14 protein-coding genes are annotated in these 14619 nt (G+C 60.0%); 5 read left to right on the forward strand and 9 right to left on the reverse strand.

The window, feature by feature from the left end:
- Positions 1–168 precede the first annotated feature (168 nt).
- Positions 169–585 carry a site-specific integrase gene (locus PMX70_RS09770; RefSeq protein ID WP_227791403.1) on the reverse strand — a complete coding sequence of 139 codons (417 nt, stop codon included), beginning with the start codon at positions 583–585 and terminating at the stop codon, positions 169–171.
- Between PMX70_RS09770 and PMX70_RS09775 the strand changes: the two genes are divergently transcribed.
- Entirely contained in the window at positions 578–871 is a 294-nt protein-coding gene (locus PMX70_RS09775; protein WP_068539730.1) for an XRE family transcriptional regulator, read from the forward strand. The genes PMX70_RS09770 and PMX70_RS09775 overlap by 8 nt on opposite strands.
- A gap of 617 nt (positions 872–1488) precedes the next feature.
- Here PMX70_RS09775 and guaA read toward each other — a convergent pair.
- Entirely contained in the window at positions 1489–3087 is a 1599-nt protein-coding gene (gene guaA, locus PMX70_RS09780) for a glutamine-hydrolyzing GMP synthase (RefSeq protein WP_271743453.1), read from the reverse strand.
- A gap of 268 nt (positions 3088–3355) precedes the next feature.
- Between guaA and PMX70_RS09785 the strand changes: the two genes are divergently transcribed.
- The gene (locus tag PMX70_RS09785) at positions 3356–4369 is read left to right on the forward strand and encodes an asparaginase (protein WP_148346513.1); all 1014 of its coding nucleotides are present in this window, start codon (positions 3356–3358) and stop codon (positions 4367–4369) included.
- A gap of 321 nt (positions 4370–4690) precedes the next feature.
- Here PMX70_RS09785 and PMX70_RS10165 read toward each other — a convergent pair whose 3' ends face one another.
- Complete coding sequence (locus PMX70_RS10165; protein ID WP_055287025.1) at positions 4691–4909, reverse strand: helix-turn-helix domain-containing protein; 219 nt, start codon at positions 4907–4909, stop codon at positions 4691–4693.
- A gap of 76 nt (positions 4910–4985) precedes the next feature.
- Here PMX70_RS10165 and PMX70_RS09790 point away from each other — a divergent pair, with 76 nt between their 5' ends.
- Positions 4986–5375 carry a hypothetical protein gene (locus tag PMX70_RS09790; protein WP_271743454.1) on the forward strand — a complete coding sequence of 130 codons (390 nt, stop codon included), beginning with the start codon at positions 4986–4988 and terminating at the stop codon, positions 5373–5375.
- Between the two features lie 9 nt (positions 5376–5384).
- Here PMX70_RS09790 and PMX70_RS09795 read toward each other — a convergent pair whose 3' ends face one another.
- The 6 genes from PMX70_RS09795 to PMX70_RS09820 all read right to left on the reverse strand — a co-directional run bounded on the left by PMX70_RS09795 (position 5385) and on the right by PMX70_RS09820 (position 11966).
- The gene (locus PMX70_RS09795; protein ID WP_271743455.1) at positions 5385–5768 is read right to left on the reverse strand and encodes a DUF1648 domain-containing protein; all 384 of its coding nucleotides are present in this window, start codon (positions 5766–5768) and stop codon (positions 5385–5387) included.
- 11 nt (positions 5769–5779) lie between these two features.
- A complete protein-coding gene (gene ychF, locus PMX70_RS09800) occupies positions 5780–6856 on the reverse strand; it encodes a redox-regulated ATPase YchF (protein WP_271743456.1) in 1077 nt (358 codons plus the stop codon).
- A gap of 115 nt (positions 6857–6971) precedes the next feature.
- Positions 6972–8225, reverse strand: coding sequence for a 4Fe-4S binding protein (locus PMX70_RS09805; RefSeq protein ID WP_271743457.1), 1254 nt, complete (start codon positions 8223–8225; stop codon positions 6972–6974).
- Between the two features lie 151 nt (positions 8226–8376).
- On the reverse strand, positions 8377–9444 hold the full coding sequence (locus PMX70_RS09810; RefSeq protein ID WP_271743458.1) for a glycerol dehydrogenase: 1068 nt from the start codon (positions 9442–9444) through the stop codon (positions 8377–8379).
- Positions 9445–9557: 113 nt separating this feature from the next.
- Entirely contained in the window at positions 9558–10658 is a 1101-nt protein-coding gene (locus PMX70_RS09815; RefSeq protein ID WP_117563611.1) for a glycerol dehydrogenase, read from the reverse strand.
- Positions 10659–10742: 84 nt separating this feature from the next.
- A complete protein-coding gene (locus PMX70_RS09820) occupies positions 10743–11966 on the reverse strand; it encodes an iron-containing alcohol dehydrogenase (RefSeq protein WP_271743459.1) in 1224 nt (407 codons plus the stop codon).
- Between the two features lie 500 nt (positions 11967–12466).
- Between PMX70_RS09820 and PMX70_RS09825 the strand changes: the two genes are divergently transcribed.
- Entirely contained in the window at positions 12467–13543 is a 1077-nt protein-coding gene (locus tag PMX70_RS09825) for a tetratricopeptide repeat protein (RefSeq protein WP_271740616.1), read from the forward strand.
- Positions 13543–14586, forward strand: coding sequence for a hypothetical protein (locus PMX70_RS09830; protein WP_271740615.1), 1044 nt, complete (start codon positions 13543–13545; stop codon positions 14584–14586). The genes PMX70_RS09825 and PMX70_RS09830 overlap by 1 nt, the downstream gene beginning before the upstream one ends.
- Positions 14587–14619 lie beyond the last annotated feature (33 nt).

Consider the following 14619-nt stretch of genomic DNA (forward strand, 5'->3'; position numbering starts at 1 on the left):
GGAGCTAGTTCCGCGTTGCGCTAGCTGCGGAAACGCGGGGTCCGTTCAAGCTGTTGCGTTGAGATTGAAAATCAACCTCGATCTGTTCATCTTCCTCCGGGGACACCCGGAAGGCCACGGTCTTGTTCCTCCAGCGATTTTTGTTGTCTCGGTTTTTCAGTGACATGGTTACGTTCCCATCCTTTCAAAGTCCAGTTTGTCCGCCATCTCCGTCTGCCTTGTAGGAAACAGATGGGCGTAGCGGTAGGTGATATCGATACTCTCATGCCCCACCCGGTCAGCGATTGCCAGGGCGGTGAAGCCCATATCAATCAGCAGGGAAATGTGTGAATGTCGGAGGTCGTGAATTCTGATCCGCTTCACTCCCGCCGCTTTCGCACCTCTGTCCATTTCATGGTGGAGATAGTGCTTGCTGACAGGGAAAATCCGTTCATTTGCCCCGGTGCTGTAAAACATCTTTAAGTAGTCCTCCATCTCTCCACAGAGGAATTTGGGCATCTTAATGACACGGTTGCTCTTTTTCGTCTTAGGAGTGGTAATCACGTCCTTGCCCTTGAGCCGCTGATAGGATTTGCTGATGGACAAGCCCGAGCTGCTCGAGTCCATCGCCGCAGCGCTCGGCGTGTCCGTCAACGCCCTCAAGGATTACGGCGTCGAGACCGCAGGCGACCTCATGTCGCTGCTCGTGCGGCTCGAAGACTCCTTCGGCATAGTTCCCTCAGCCGACGGTTCGGGCCTCTCCCTGAACCCCAAGGCGCCGCACGCGCCCAAAGCCGCGATGGCGATCGAGTTGTGGGCAGAGAAGCGCGCACGGCTCGAGAACGGCGAGATCGACGCCGACGAGTACGAGGACTGGAAAGCCTTGCTGTAACGGCTCCCCGCATTTCGCAATCAACGCAACCGAATCAGGACGCCAGGCTAGGCGGTGAGCTCCGCTCGCTCCTGCGTAAGCTGAGTTTTTACTCCCCATTGCATGCAAAGGCATTTCAAGCGTAAATGGGGAGTAAATGACGCGGTGGCTTACATGGCGGCACACGGCAGTACACTGCGGCATTTCCCCTGATTACTCCCGTTTTCATTGAGGCGGCGAGATTCTTTACTCCCCATTAACCACCTGGGGAAACGCCGTACGGAGACCGTAAAAACGCCCGTTGAGTTCGATTTGAGTTTCACGGGCCCCGAAACGGCCTCGTTTCGTTCTCGGGGACAAAAATCGCGCGTCTACTCATTCGGGATAAATCTTTACTCCCGTTCCTCCGAATACCGCCCCGTGCCTTGTCGTCTTGAAATACGGGGAGTAAATCGCGAAATCGCAGGTGAAAGGGAGTAAAACGGCAAAGAAAAAGCCTCCGTCCCAACGCGGGAACGGAGGCCAGATTACCGTATTTACTCACCGCCGTCGCTGGCGGCTTTGCCATGACTCTCGTACGAAACGAAACTCAGCGGCACAGCGCGGCACTCAAAAGTGCAGGTCAGAACCCTATCAGCCTACTCCCACTCGATGGTCGCGGGCGGCTTAGATGTAATGTCGTAGCACACGCGGTTGGCGCCGGGAACCTCGGCAACGATGCGGCCGGAGATGCGGGCCAGCACGTCGTAGGGCAGCTTGGCCCAGTCGGCGGTCATGGCATCGCTGGACTCGACGGCACGCAGGATGATCGGGCGCTGGTAGGTGCGCTCGTCACCCATAACGCCGACGGACTTGATGTCGGGCAGGACCGCAAAGTACTGCCAGCAGCTGTGCTCGGAGTTGCGCTCACCGGTCTGCTCAAACAGGCGCTGGTTGTAGGCGTCAAGCTCCTCGCGCACGATAGCGTCGGCGTTCTTGAGGATCTCGAGCTTCTCCTTGTCGACCGCGCCGATGATGCGGATGGCCAGACCCGGACCCGGGAAAGGCTGGCGGAACACGATGTGACCCGGCAGGCCCAGCGCCAGACCAAGCGCGCGGACCTCGTCCTTAAAGAAGTGGTCGAGCGGTTCAATGAGGTCGAAGTGCACGCCCTCGGGGAACGGGATCAGGTTGTGATGGCTCTTGATAGTGGCCGTCTTGCCACCCGTCTTGCGAGCGCCGGACTCGATGATGTCGGGGTAGATGGTGCCCTGAGCCAGGTATTTGACCGGCTTGCCATCGGTCTCGAGCTGCTGCGCCACGGCGAAGAACTCTTTCCAGAACTGCGTACCGATGATGCGGCGCTTCTCCTCGGGCTCGGTCACGCCGGCCAGAAGCTCGGCATAACGGTCCTCGGCGTGGACGTGGATAAAGTCGACGTCAAACTGCTTGGTGAAGACCTCCTCCACCTGCTCGGGCTCACCCTTGCGCAGCAGACCGTGGTTGATGAACACGCAGGTCATCTGCTTGCCCACGGCGCGGGCACCCAGCGCAGCCACGACGGAGGAGTCGACGCCGCCGGACAGGGCCAGAATCACGCGGTCGTCACCGACCTTCTCGCGGAACTCGGCCGTCATGGTCTCGACCAGGTTGTCCATGCTCCAGTTGGGCTCCAGGCCGCAGATCTCAAACAGGAAGTTGCTCAGCAGCTGCTGGCCATACTCGGAGTGCTTGACCTCGGGGTGGAACTGCGTGGTGAAAATCTTGCGCTCAACGCACTCCATGGCGGCAACCGGGCATACGTCGGTGCTGGCGGTAACGGTAAAGCCCTCGGGCACCTCGGACACGGCGTCGCGGTGGCTCATCCACACGGTTTGCTCCATGGGCGTGGAGTTAAAGAGCTTGGCGCCGGCCGTGCGCGTGATGGTGGCGCGGCCGTACTCGCCCACCTCGGAGTGGCCGACCTTGCCGCCGAGCGTCACGGCCGTGATCTGATGGCCGTAGCAAAAGCCCAGGACGGGAAGGCCCAGGTCAAAGATGGCAGGATCGATGGACGGAGCGTCCTCGGCGTACACGGAAGCCGGACCGCCGGAAAGGATGAGCGCAGAGGCGTTCATCTCGCGAATCTCGTCGGCCGAGATGTCGCAGGGGACAATCTCGGAATACACGTTGAGGTCGCGGACGCGACGGGCAATGAGCTGACCGTACTGCGCACCAAAGTCGAGTACGAGGACCTTTGCGGAAGCATGTTGATCCATGGTTTCCCCCTCTTGTTGGCGGGGAGCCGGTGCCCACCCGCGTGAATGAACGAAAATAACTTCCATAGTGTACACGTTATATGGGGTTTCTCGTCCCTCGCAGCCATCAGCGCACGGCAAACGCACGACCTGGGCCCCTATTTGACGGCAATTGAAGTGTTACCAGACGTTACAGATGATGTAATACGTTTGAACATTGGACGCCCTGTGCCACAATACTGCCGAACGACTCCGCCTCTGCGGCGGCAAATACGATAGGAATATCAGCATGAAGCGCATCCTTCTCATCGCCACGGGCGGCACCATCGCATCGACCGAGGACGGCAACGGCCTCTCCCCCGCCCTGACCGGTGAGGAGCTCGCCCAGAGCGTCCCCGAGATCTCGGGCCTCTGCGAGCTCGACGTCGTGCAGCCCATGAACATCGACAGCACCAACATGCGTCCCAGTGACTGGATGCGTATCCGCGACGTCATTGTCGAGGGTTATGCCGACCACGACGGTTTCGTGATTCTGCATGGCACCGATACCATGAGCTACACCGCGGCAGCGCTTTCCTACCTGATTCAGGACAGCCCCAAGCCCATCGTGCTCACCGGATCGCAAAAGCCCATGGGCAATCCCTTTACCGACGCCAAACTCAACCTGTACCAGAGCCTGCTCTATGCGCTCGACGAGCACTCGCACGACGTCTCGATCGTGTTTGGCGGCGTAGCCATTGCCGGCACGCGCGCCCGCAAACAGCGCACCATGAGCTTTAACGCGTTCATTAGCGTCAACTATCCGCCCATCGCCTATATCCGCAACGACCGCATCGTGCGCAACGGGCTCCACGGCACGCATCAGGGCGAAAACCCGGTGCGCTTCTACGACAGCATCGACCCGCGCGTATTTGTACTCAAGCTTACGCCCGGCGTAAACCCGGGCATCCTCGACGCCCTTGCCGATAGCTACGATGCTGTAATTCTTGAGACCTTTGGCATTGGCGGTATTCCCGAGTTTGGCGAGTCCGGCGAGTCATTCCAGGAGGCGATTTTCCGCTGGGTCGATTCGGGCCGCACCGTCGTTATGACCACGCAGGTCCCCGAAGAGGGCCTCGATCTGGGCGTTTATGAGGTCGGCCGTGCTTACGCCGATCATCCGGGCATTCTGCGTGGCGATGACATGACCACCGAGACGCTTGTGGCCAAGACCATGTGGGCACTCGGCCAGTCACGCCATGCCGCCGAAATCCAGCGCCTGTTCTACAGCCAAGTCAACCACGACCGTATCCCGATGGCGTAATCTCTAAGGCAGCTCCACTTATCGCAACCTTAAACGACAGGTGGTCCCCCTCGGGCCGTGCAAAAATCGGAGTATTCTGCAATTTCTCCGCCGGAGGCATAGAATCGGCCGATTGTTAGACGAACTTTTAGGACGATGGTTCCGTCTAGTAAATATTTATTCCTCATTTTTATTTAGTATGTGGATTAACTACTGCCAAAAAGGCAAAGCCAGCCGCTCGAGCTACCATCTACGGCCGAACTGGTGCTGAATACTCGCGATTTTGCACATCGCAACCAGGGGGACCCGCCCAAAGAGCGTCAAATACAGCGGGGGAACGCCCTATCCGATGCCCTCGAGAAGCTCTGACACCGTCATGCCGAGTGCGGGCGCGATCTTAAATAGAACCTTGAGCGTGAAATTTGCCGTCCCATCTTCGATTCGGTCGAGGTAGGGTCGGCTGATTCCTGTCGCCACACAAAAATCAACCTTGGAGATACCAAGGTCCCTGCGTGTCTCTTCGACCCGCCTGCCAAGAATCTGTTTCGCACGTTCGTCCATGCAGCCGAGTTTGAAATGGAGCCGAACATAAACGTAAACTATAGTTTACGTTTTGCCGAATACACAGGAGTTTTCTATGTCGGGTTCTTCGGTCCGCATGTACCGAGCCACGCTTCGCACAAACAGCGCACCGCCCAAGCTCGTCGTCGTTGAAGCAGAATGCCTTTCGCCCGATGAGCGCACAGCATTTGCATTGCTATCAAGTCGCGTCGCCGTCGTTCTGGTCCCTTGCCCGGCGCAAGGTGAACTTGCCATCCAATGCCAGGCGCACAGCTGCTCGCTCAATCAGGTTGCCGTAATCGCAACCAGCCAACGCAGCCTGCCGCTCCTTTTAGAAGCCGGCATAGCACTCGCCCTTCGCGGCGCCGGATACGAAAACGAAGCCGCCGCCGACATGGTCTTTAAACCACGATCGAGCGGCGGCCTCGCAGCAGCCATTGAATATGCGTGCAGGCTCGTTGCCTAAAAGGACAAGCTAGAAACCAAAGCCAAAGCCCGTACCGGTAATCGCCGAATACATAAAGTAGACATTGATTACGTTGAGGAACACACCCGTGATACAGCCGTTGCGCAGGTAGCGCTCGCACACGATGCGCGCCATGGCGGCAGAGTCCTCATTGTTCTTGGCTTGGCGTCCCGCCGTAAAGTACGTCGCCACGCTCAGCAGCAGGTTGAGCACCGGCAGCGCCAACAGCTCGTAGCTCTTGCCCCAGCGCGTCGCCTCGCCGGCGGCATTAAACTTCGTTGCCACCTCGGGACCAATGTTGGGGATAACGCACGCTGCGACCACCAACGGAATCACCGCAAGTACGAGCAGCGCAATGCCCATGTAGCCAGCTTTTTTGCCGTATTTAAACATATGTGTCGCCCTTACACGTTAAAGCGGAAGTGCACGACGTCGCCATCGGCCATGACATAGTCCTTGCCCTCAATACGCAGCTTGCCGGCAGCCTTGGCGCCCTGCTCGCCACCGAGCTCGATGTAGTCGTCATAGCCAATAACCTCGGCCTTAATAAAGCCGCGCTCAAAGTCGGTGTGGATGACGCCGGCGGCCTGCGGGGCAGTCGCACCCTGACGCACCGTCCAGGCCTTGACCTCCATCTCGCCGGCCGTAAAGAACGACTGCAGGCCGAGCAGCTTATAGGCAGCCTGTGCGAGCACGTCCAGGCCGGGCTGCTCCAGGCCCAGGCTCTCCAGATAGTCGGCTGCGTCCTCGGGATCGAGCTCGGAAAGCTCAGCCTCAATCTTGGCGCAGATCGGCAGCGGCTTGACGCCATCGATGGGCGCCAGGTCGTCGTTAAGCATATCCTCATCAACGTTGGCCACATACAGGATGGGCTTCATGGTGAGCAGGAACAGACCCTTGGCAGCGGCACGCTCCTCGTCGGTCATCTCCATCGATGCGGCGCGCTTGCCGTCGTTAAGCCAGGCAAGCAAGCGCTTGGCAACCTCAAACTTGGGCATGAGCTCCTTGTCGCGCTTGGCCTCTTTCTCGAGCTTGGGCAGCTGCTTCTCGAGCGTGCCCATATCGGCCAGGATGAGCTCGGTCATGATGGTGTCGGCGTCGCCGGCGGGGTCGACGAACTCGCCGGTGCGACCCACCTCGCGCATGACGTTGGGGTCCTTAAAGTAGCGCACGACCTCGCAGATGGCGTCGGTCTCGCGGATGTTTGCCAAAAACTGGTTTCCCAGGCCCTCGCCCTCGTTAGCACCCTTCACCAGGCCTGCGATGTCGACGAACTCGACCGTGGCGGGCACGATGCGACCCGGGTTGACGATGTCGGCGAGCTTTTGCAGGCGGCTATCGGGCACGTCGACGATACCCACGTTAGGGTCGATCGTGGCGAACGGATAATTGGCGGCAAGGCCGGTCTTTTTGGTAAGCGCGGTGAACAGCGTCGACTTGCCCACGTTGGGCAGGCCCACGATACCGATGGAAAGGGACACAGCAGCTCCTTTAGGTACAGGTATTTCAAACTGCATAAGTATAGCGCCGCCGCAGCATCCGGGCGAACCCAGGCACCACGGCGGCGCAAATGAATCAGAGATTGGGGTCGCGGACTTAGTCTGCGAGCTTCTCTACCTGGTCGAGCATCTTGTTGAGCTTAACCTTTGCCTCGGCCTTGGCCTTCTCGGCTTCCTCGTGGGCCTTGGCTTTCTTGGCAGCCTTTTCCTCGGCCTCGGGATCGACAACGACCAGGCCGGACGCATCGTGCTCAACCAGCTTGAGCGCATGCTCGGGGCATACCTTGACGCAGGCACCGCAGCCCAAGCAATACGTGGACTCCAACGCAAAGCGGCCGCTTCCCACCAGATCGCAGGCAAACGTGGGGCACACGTTGACGCACTCGCCGCACGACGTGCACTTGTCAAAATCGCATTCCGGCGTGCTCACCTGCATGTTCTGGGCAAGCTCGGGATGGTTCTGCAGTGTCGAGAGCACCAGCTGCCGCCCGTGCGTGAGCGAACGGCGACGCTTGGTCGTCGTGGTGCCACACATGGTGTTGAGCGTGCGCTCAAGCTGCGTGATCTGGTGGCGGTGGGCCTTGAGCTTCTGCGTCACCGAGGCCAGCGCCGCCGTCGCCGGATTGAGCTTGGTCACCGTCAGGCCCGTGGTGCGGGCAATCTTTTCCATGTACTCCTTGCGCTCGTACTCGCGGCGCTTATGGCATTTGAGGCTCTTGGGGTCGACCTCCAGGCCCATACCCGTGCCAGACCACTCCTCGGCCTTCGCAATCGCCTCGCCCAGAATGTCCTCACCGCCGGTGTTACGGCATTTATCGCACACACCCAACGGCAGGTACACACTCACGTTGGGATAGTCGGCCAGCACCGAGAACCAGGTCTCGGCAGTAATATCGCCCACGCAGGCAACGACGACCTCGTTCTCGCGCGGCATGCGCTTGAGGGCGCGCGTGCAGGTGACGTAGGCGGTCTCGTGGCTCGTAGCCGCCGAGACGATATCGTCATACAGGTTTTTGGGCGCCAAGCGCGGCGAGATGATTGCCTCGGTCGGACAGGCAGCGGCACACAGGCCGCACTTGCGACAGGAGTCGAGAATCTCGATGGCGTCTTCCTCGACCTCGATAGCGTTCACCGGGCACACGTCCATGCACGCGGTACAGCCGCTCTTCTCGTTCTTGCAAGCCAGGCACGGTATGGTGTTACCGCGCGGGCGCTCCTTGTAGTCAGCAGGATTCCACTGCGGAGCCGACGGATCGAGTGCGTCGGTCACACCGCCAAGCGGGTCTTTGAAAAAATCCAAGCCCTTGCTGATTTCGATGATGTCATCAAACAGATCGTGTTCCTGCGCCATGCGCGGCCCCTCCCTGAGCAGTGCAAACAAGCAAGAGATAATGATACGCCATCGGCCCACGCCTCGGGCAAATTACATGCGGCGCATCTTTGCGGCAAATAGCCTATGGCCTATCGCCGCCTCGATTGCACAAGGTCAATCAAATGCCAAGCTATGCCTCGCGCATGAGCTGCACGAGCTTTTGTTTGGTCACCCTGGCCTGCTCGTTGGCCATGTTACGCTCGTTCTTAAAAGTTGCGTCCGCAACGCTCAGCAAGTCGGCATCGGAAATCTCGCCAAGGCCCAGCTCCTCGAGCGTCGTCGGCAGACCAACGCGCTGGCAAAACTCGAGCACCTGATCAAGCTCGGGCGCACGCTCCAGGCGCAGCTGCACCACCAGACCAAACGCTACGGCCTCGCCGTGCATGGCCTTGCACTCGGGCAAAATCGTCAGGCCGTTGGCGATCGCATGCGCCAGCGCCAAACCGCCACTCTCAAAGCCGACGCCCGAAAGCAGAATATTGCACTCGATCAGACGCTCAGCCGCCGGCGATATACGGCCCTTTTTGAGATCGCGCTTGGCAGCGACACCGCACTCCATGAGCGTGTCGCAGCAGGCACGAGCCGCAACCAGGGCCAAGTGCCCCGGCGCACCACCGTGCTCGTTAGTGCCGTGCGCTGCGACGCACGAACGCGCCTCGAAGTACGTTGCCAGTGCGTCGCCCATACCAGCGACCGTCATACGCAGTGGGGCCGCCGCGACCACGTTGGTATCGACCACGACCAGGTCTGGATTCTTCTCGAGCATCAGGTAGCGGTCGAACGACCCATCCTCGTGATACAGCACCGAAATCGCGCTACACGGACCGTCCATCGAAGCCGCCGTGGGGCATACGCACAACGGCAACTCGGCATAAAACGCTACTGCCTTGGCGATATCGAGCATCTTGCCGCCGCCAATGCCCACCACCATGTCGCAATACTCGGCCCGGGCTTCCTTAGCCATTTCGACAACGGCCTCTTCCGTACACGGACCGTCATAAATCTTAAAGAACGGCTCGCTTAGATCTTCGTCCAGAAATCCATCGACAATCTGCCTGCACAGCCGATCCTCGGTGCCCTGGTCAAACAAGACATAGGCAGCGCAGCCCAACCATGACAAATACCTGCCCTGACGCGAAAGTTCGCCCGGCCCCTGAACATACCGGCCGGGACCTCCATAAACCATGGGAAGCGCCATACGAGAATCCGCCCTTTCATCAACAACAATTGGTGCAAAGTAACCTGACCCCTTTGCACCATAGCAAAAAGGGGCAAAGCCGTCTGTCGGCTTTGCCCCCTCCTTACCTTAGTTTACTCATCCATAAGGTAGTAGTGACCCAGTGCGTCGGCACCCAGAATGGCGTTTGCGACCATCTCGGGCGTCACCTCAAACGGCATGTTGCACATGGTGTCATCGGGCGCGCAGGCGGCCTCGGCAACAATCATGGCCTGCTCGCGCGTAAGCTCTGCAACGCCAAGTTCCTTCATCGTGACCGGCAGGCCCAGCTCAATGCAGAAGCCCAAGACTTCCTCGAGCTTCTCGGTGGGAGCATCCTCGAGTACCAGCTGGACGATGGTGCCAAAGGCGACCTTCTCGCCGTGATACATGCCGTGGCACTCGGGCAGCATCGTCAGGCCATTGTGGATGGCATGAGCAGCAGCAAGGCCCGAGCTCTCAAAGCCAATGCCCGAAAGCAGCGTATTGGCCTCGATGATATGCTCGACGGCAGGCGTCAGCGCACCCTTCTCCAGCGCGACCTTGGCCTTGACGCCATCGGCCATAAGCGTCTCGTAGCAGAGCTTGGCGAGCGCAAGGCCGGCCATTCCGCCCTTGCCGCCAGCGCAAGTGCCGCCGTCGGCATCGTGCGTCGCCTGGGCCTCAAAGTAGGTTGCGAGCGCATCGCCCATACCGGAAACCGTCAGGCGCACCGGGCTCGCCGCGATAACCGTCGTATCCATCAGGACAATGTTGGGGTTTGCCTTAAGGAAAAGATATTTATCGAACTGGCCGTCGTCGGTGTAGAGCACCGAAAGTGCCGAGCACGGCGCATCGGTCGAGGCGATGGTGGGGCAAATGATAACCGGGGACTCCAGGTAATAGGCGACGGCCTTCGCGGTGTCGAGGATTTTGCCGCCACCGACGCCGACGATGATGTCGCAACCGTTGTCGCGAGCGAGCGCGACCAGACGATCGACCTCGCCCTTGGAGCACTCGCCGTTAAAGTCCTCAAACAGCAGCTCGGCCTTAGCCTCGGCAAAGCCGCCCTCGATCTTGGCGCCGACGCGCTTCTTGCCCGAAGGCGTCACGATGACGAGGGCCTTAGCGCCGAGCGGCTCGACATAGGAGCCGAGCTTGGCCAGCTCGTCAGGGCCCTGGATGTACTTGCTGGGGCTATTGAAGATTGCAGCCATTTTTATCCCATTCTCTAATCAGTAAAAAGAAAGGGGCTCCGTACGGATACGTGCGGAGCCCCTCGTTACGATAACAAGAGTCGATTAGAAATCGATGTCGGTGTCGTAGTAGCAAGCCTTGAGGATCTTCTCGAAGTCGGCAGCCTTGGTCTCACGCGGGTTCTCCGGCGTGCAGGCGTCCTGCTCGGCGTTCGCGGCGATCTCGGGCAGCTTGGCGAGGAACTCCTCCTCGGAAACCATCTGCGGGTTCTCGGCGTCGACCTTCACGCCGCCATTCGCGTAATCCTTGATGGACTGCGGAATGTTGAGCTGGTCGTTGAGGTCGCGGATCTTCTGGACGAGCGCAGCGATGAGCTCCTCGTTGGTCTCGCCGGGAAGGTGCAGGATCTCCTTGGCCACGTAAGCGTAACGCTCGGCAGCACGGGGATCCTTGGAGTTCCACTGGATGACCTTGCCCAGGTACATGGCGTTAGCAGCACCGTGGATGATGTGACCGTTCTCGAAGGCAGCACCGGTCTTGTGAGCCATGGAGTGAACGATGCCGAGCAGGCCCGAGGAGAAGGCGATACCGGCGATGCACTGAGCCTCGTGCATGTGCTGACGGGCCTCATGATCGCCAGCATAGGACTTGGGCAGCCACTCGACGATCTCGCGGATGCCGTGCAGAGCGTTGGCGTCGGTGAACATAGAGGCGAAGGTGGAAACGTAGGCCTCCATGCAGTGGGTCAGAGCATCCATGCCGGTGTGAGCGCACAGCTTGGCGGGCATGGTGTAGGTGAGCTCGGGGTCGACGATGGCGACATCAGGGGTGATGTTGAAGTCGGCCAGCGGGTACTTGATGCCCTTGGCGTAGTCGGTAATGACGGAGAACGCGGTGACCTCGGTAGCGGTACCGGAGGTAGAGGAGATGGCGCAGAAATGAGCCTTCTGACGCAGCTCGGGGAAGCTGAACGGCTGGATGATGTTGTCGAAGGACTCCTCGGGGTACTCGTAGAAGACCCACATGGCCTTAGCGGCATCGATGGGCGAGCCGCCGCCGATGGCAACGATCCAGTCGGGCTCGAAGTCGCGCATAGCGGCTGCGCCCTTCATGACGGTCTCGATGGAGGGATCGGACTCGACGCCCTCGAACAGCTTGACCTCCATGCCGGCCTCTTTGAGGTCGGCCTCAACGTCCTGCAGGAACCCGCCGCGGCGCATAGAGCTGCCGCCAGAAACGATGATGGCCTTCTTACCCTTGAGGTTCTTCACCTCGTGGCGAGCGCCCTCACCAAAGTACAGATCGCGAGGATTGGTAAAACGTCCCATACTGTGCCTCCTAAACAAGCCCCTCTTAGACTTGCGTATATAACGGAGCACCCAATTGGCTCCGTTAGGACCGGTTTGCGCGTTGCCGGCGATGACAATGCGCGATGTCTAAACGTCTCAACGCTCAGACAAACACTATTTTACCGTTCTGGTTGGTCAGTTATTCACCTAAAGCCGCCAATGATGAAACGTTTTTTCTATCCCTGAAGACCCTTGTGCGGCATTCATACTCCCAAGCTGGGCAAACGTTTTATCAAGGTTGACTACATATCCCGGGCAGGACCGTGCCCCTCCAAAATATGCACCGTTCGCCGCCAAAAATCGACCGTTTGCGGCACCGTGATACCACTCGGTCGTCCAAGGTGCCGACATTTGTGCGACATCCGTCTTCGTGGTGCAAAGGTGCAAGTCCAAGTGCGGCACCCCCGGTGTGCCACATGCGGGTAAACTAGAACCTTATATAGAAACATTTGAACCCTAACCGCAGCAAAGGAGGCCCCATGGCATTCGATCCCATTCAAGAGGATTGCCATCGCCTCGTTCTTGAGGCCTTGCGCCGCGACAATATCCCGCTCACCGACGGTGCCGCCGTAGAGCGTCTGATGGAACAATTCACCCGCAACCCCGCACCGCTCATCGTGCACGACCGCGACCGCGCCGGGCACCTCATTGCCAAGGTGGTCGAGGCTGTCGACTACCGCATTCCCTTTATCCCTGACGATACCCAGGCAGAGCAAGAAGAGGCAGCTGCCGAGAACATGCTCCGCGAGGCAGCCGCGCTCGACCCGACCAACTGGGACGCTCAGCGCATGCTGACCGCCCTCACCGCCGGCTCCAACGAGGAATACGTGCAGTATCTGGTGTCCAAGTGCGACGAGGTGGAGCACGATCTGGCGCTCAAGACCGCCTCGGCGCAGGACCCCTACGAGCGTGAGGCCGCAGGCGACCTTATGCGCCGCCCCTACCTGCGCTGGCTCGCCGCCCTTGCGTCACGTGCCCTCATTAGCGGCCGCTATCGCATGTCGCTCGAAGCCGCAAACCGCAGCCTCGACTTTGCCCCCAACGATCCTGCCGGCGTCCGCCACACCGCGATGCTCGCCATGGCAAAGCTCGAATACCCCGCCGAGGAGCTCAAGCGCTTTCGCTCCGCTCACTCCGTGCCGTACCTCGCGAGTACCCCGCTGCGCCGCCGCCCCAAAGATGCGGAGCGTGACTTGGACCCGTGGACGCTCATCGCGCTGATGAGCGCTGCCTGGCGCGAGCTGGACTACGAGGGTGCCGAGCACTACCTGCGTATCCTTGTGCGTTCGTGCCCGCACGCAGCCGAGGCGCTCTACTTCCAAACCGAGTTTCCCGATGGCGTCTATGCCCGCGTCAACGTGGGTGTGGGCTCCACCGACGAACTTGTCCTTGCGCTGTCCGAGGCGACGCCGGTGCTGCAGGAGGGCCTGGGCGCCCCCGACAACGCCAGCTTTGCCGCCTGGGTCGCCACCAACGACATCGTGCGTTCCCAGATCGACGAGCGCATCCTGCGCGCGGCCGAGCAGGGTTTGCCGTTTAAGGGAGGAGACCTCTAATGGATCCGAGCGTCTACATCCCCGCCTACCTGGAGCGCGCCTACCTTGCGTCGCACCCCGAACTCACCGATGCAGCACGCGAGCTTGTCCATAACGACGTGAGCGTCAACCCTCATAAGTATGCGCAGTCCGGGCATGCCCAGGCGCTGCTGTCCTATGCCGGCGTTCATCGCCACCTGCTCGACGAGCTCCATCGCATCGAGGATATGGGCAGCGACGAGGAGTTTGAGCAGACGCGCAACCGCCTGTTCGACGATATGCGTGATGAGCTGCTCAAGATCGTCCGCATCGATGCGCATGTCCTCGATGCCCAGCTGCTCGCCATCATTTTGGCGGACACGCCCGTCGACGCCTGCCTGGGCGATCTGATGAAGCTCGAGGCGACCACGGCCGATTACCTGCAGCAAAGCGTGCCCGGGTTCGACATGGAAGCCCCGCACTACTGGGCCAATAATGTTTTGGCCGATGGTGTCACCGCAGCAGACCTTACCGTGAGCGAGCCGGCTCTTATCGGGTGGCTTCACACGCTCGAGGCCATCTCGCAGCTGTGCATGGCGAGCGCCCGCTACCGTGCTGCCGCCAACTACGCCCGCCGCGTCCTTAAGGCAGAAGGCTATCCCACCCGAGCCGCAGGCACCGTGTTGCTCGCCCTCGCTCGTCTGGAAGACGAGGACGGCTTTTTTGCCCTAGCCCACCAGCTCGAGGAAGAGATCGGGGCAGACGCACTCGAGAACTCTCCTTGGTATCTGCTCGCCCGCACGATTCTGCTGTTCAAAACAAACAAGATGCGCCCGGCGACACGCGCGCTGCGTGAGTTTGCCAACCGTTGCGAGGGCGGCGCGTTCTTCTTGCTGAACCCCATGTACCAGACACCGTACCTTCCCTGCCGACCCGAGCCACGCGATCCCTGGGATCTTTCGCATCAGGCCGTTTGGGAAGCGGACGGTATTATCTCGGACACTCCCGACTTTGCTCCCTGGGCCAATGCCTGCGAAGACGTGTCGCAGCTTGCCCAGGAGTTTGCGCGCCGCTACGGTTTTTAGTGACGCACTCGACCCGACCATGTCGTTTACGTT

Origin of the sequence: Collinsella aerofaciens (genome assembly GCF_028206795.1) — a bacterium.
Lineage (GTDB): Bacteria > Actinomycetota > Coriobacteriia > Coriobacteriales > Coriobacteriaceae > Collinsella > Collinsella aerofaciens_AX.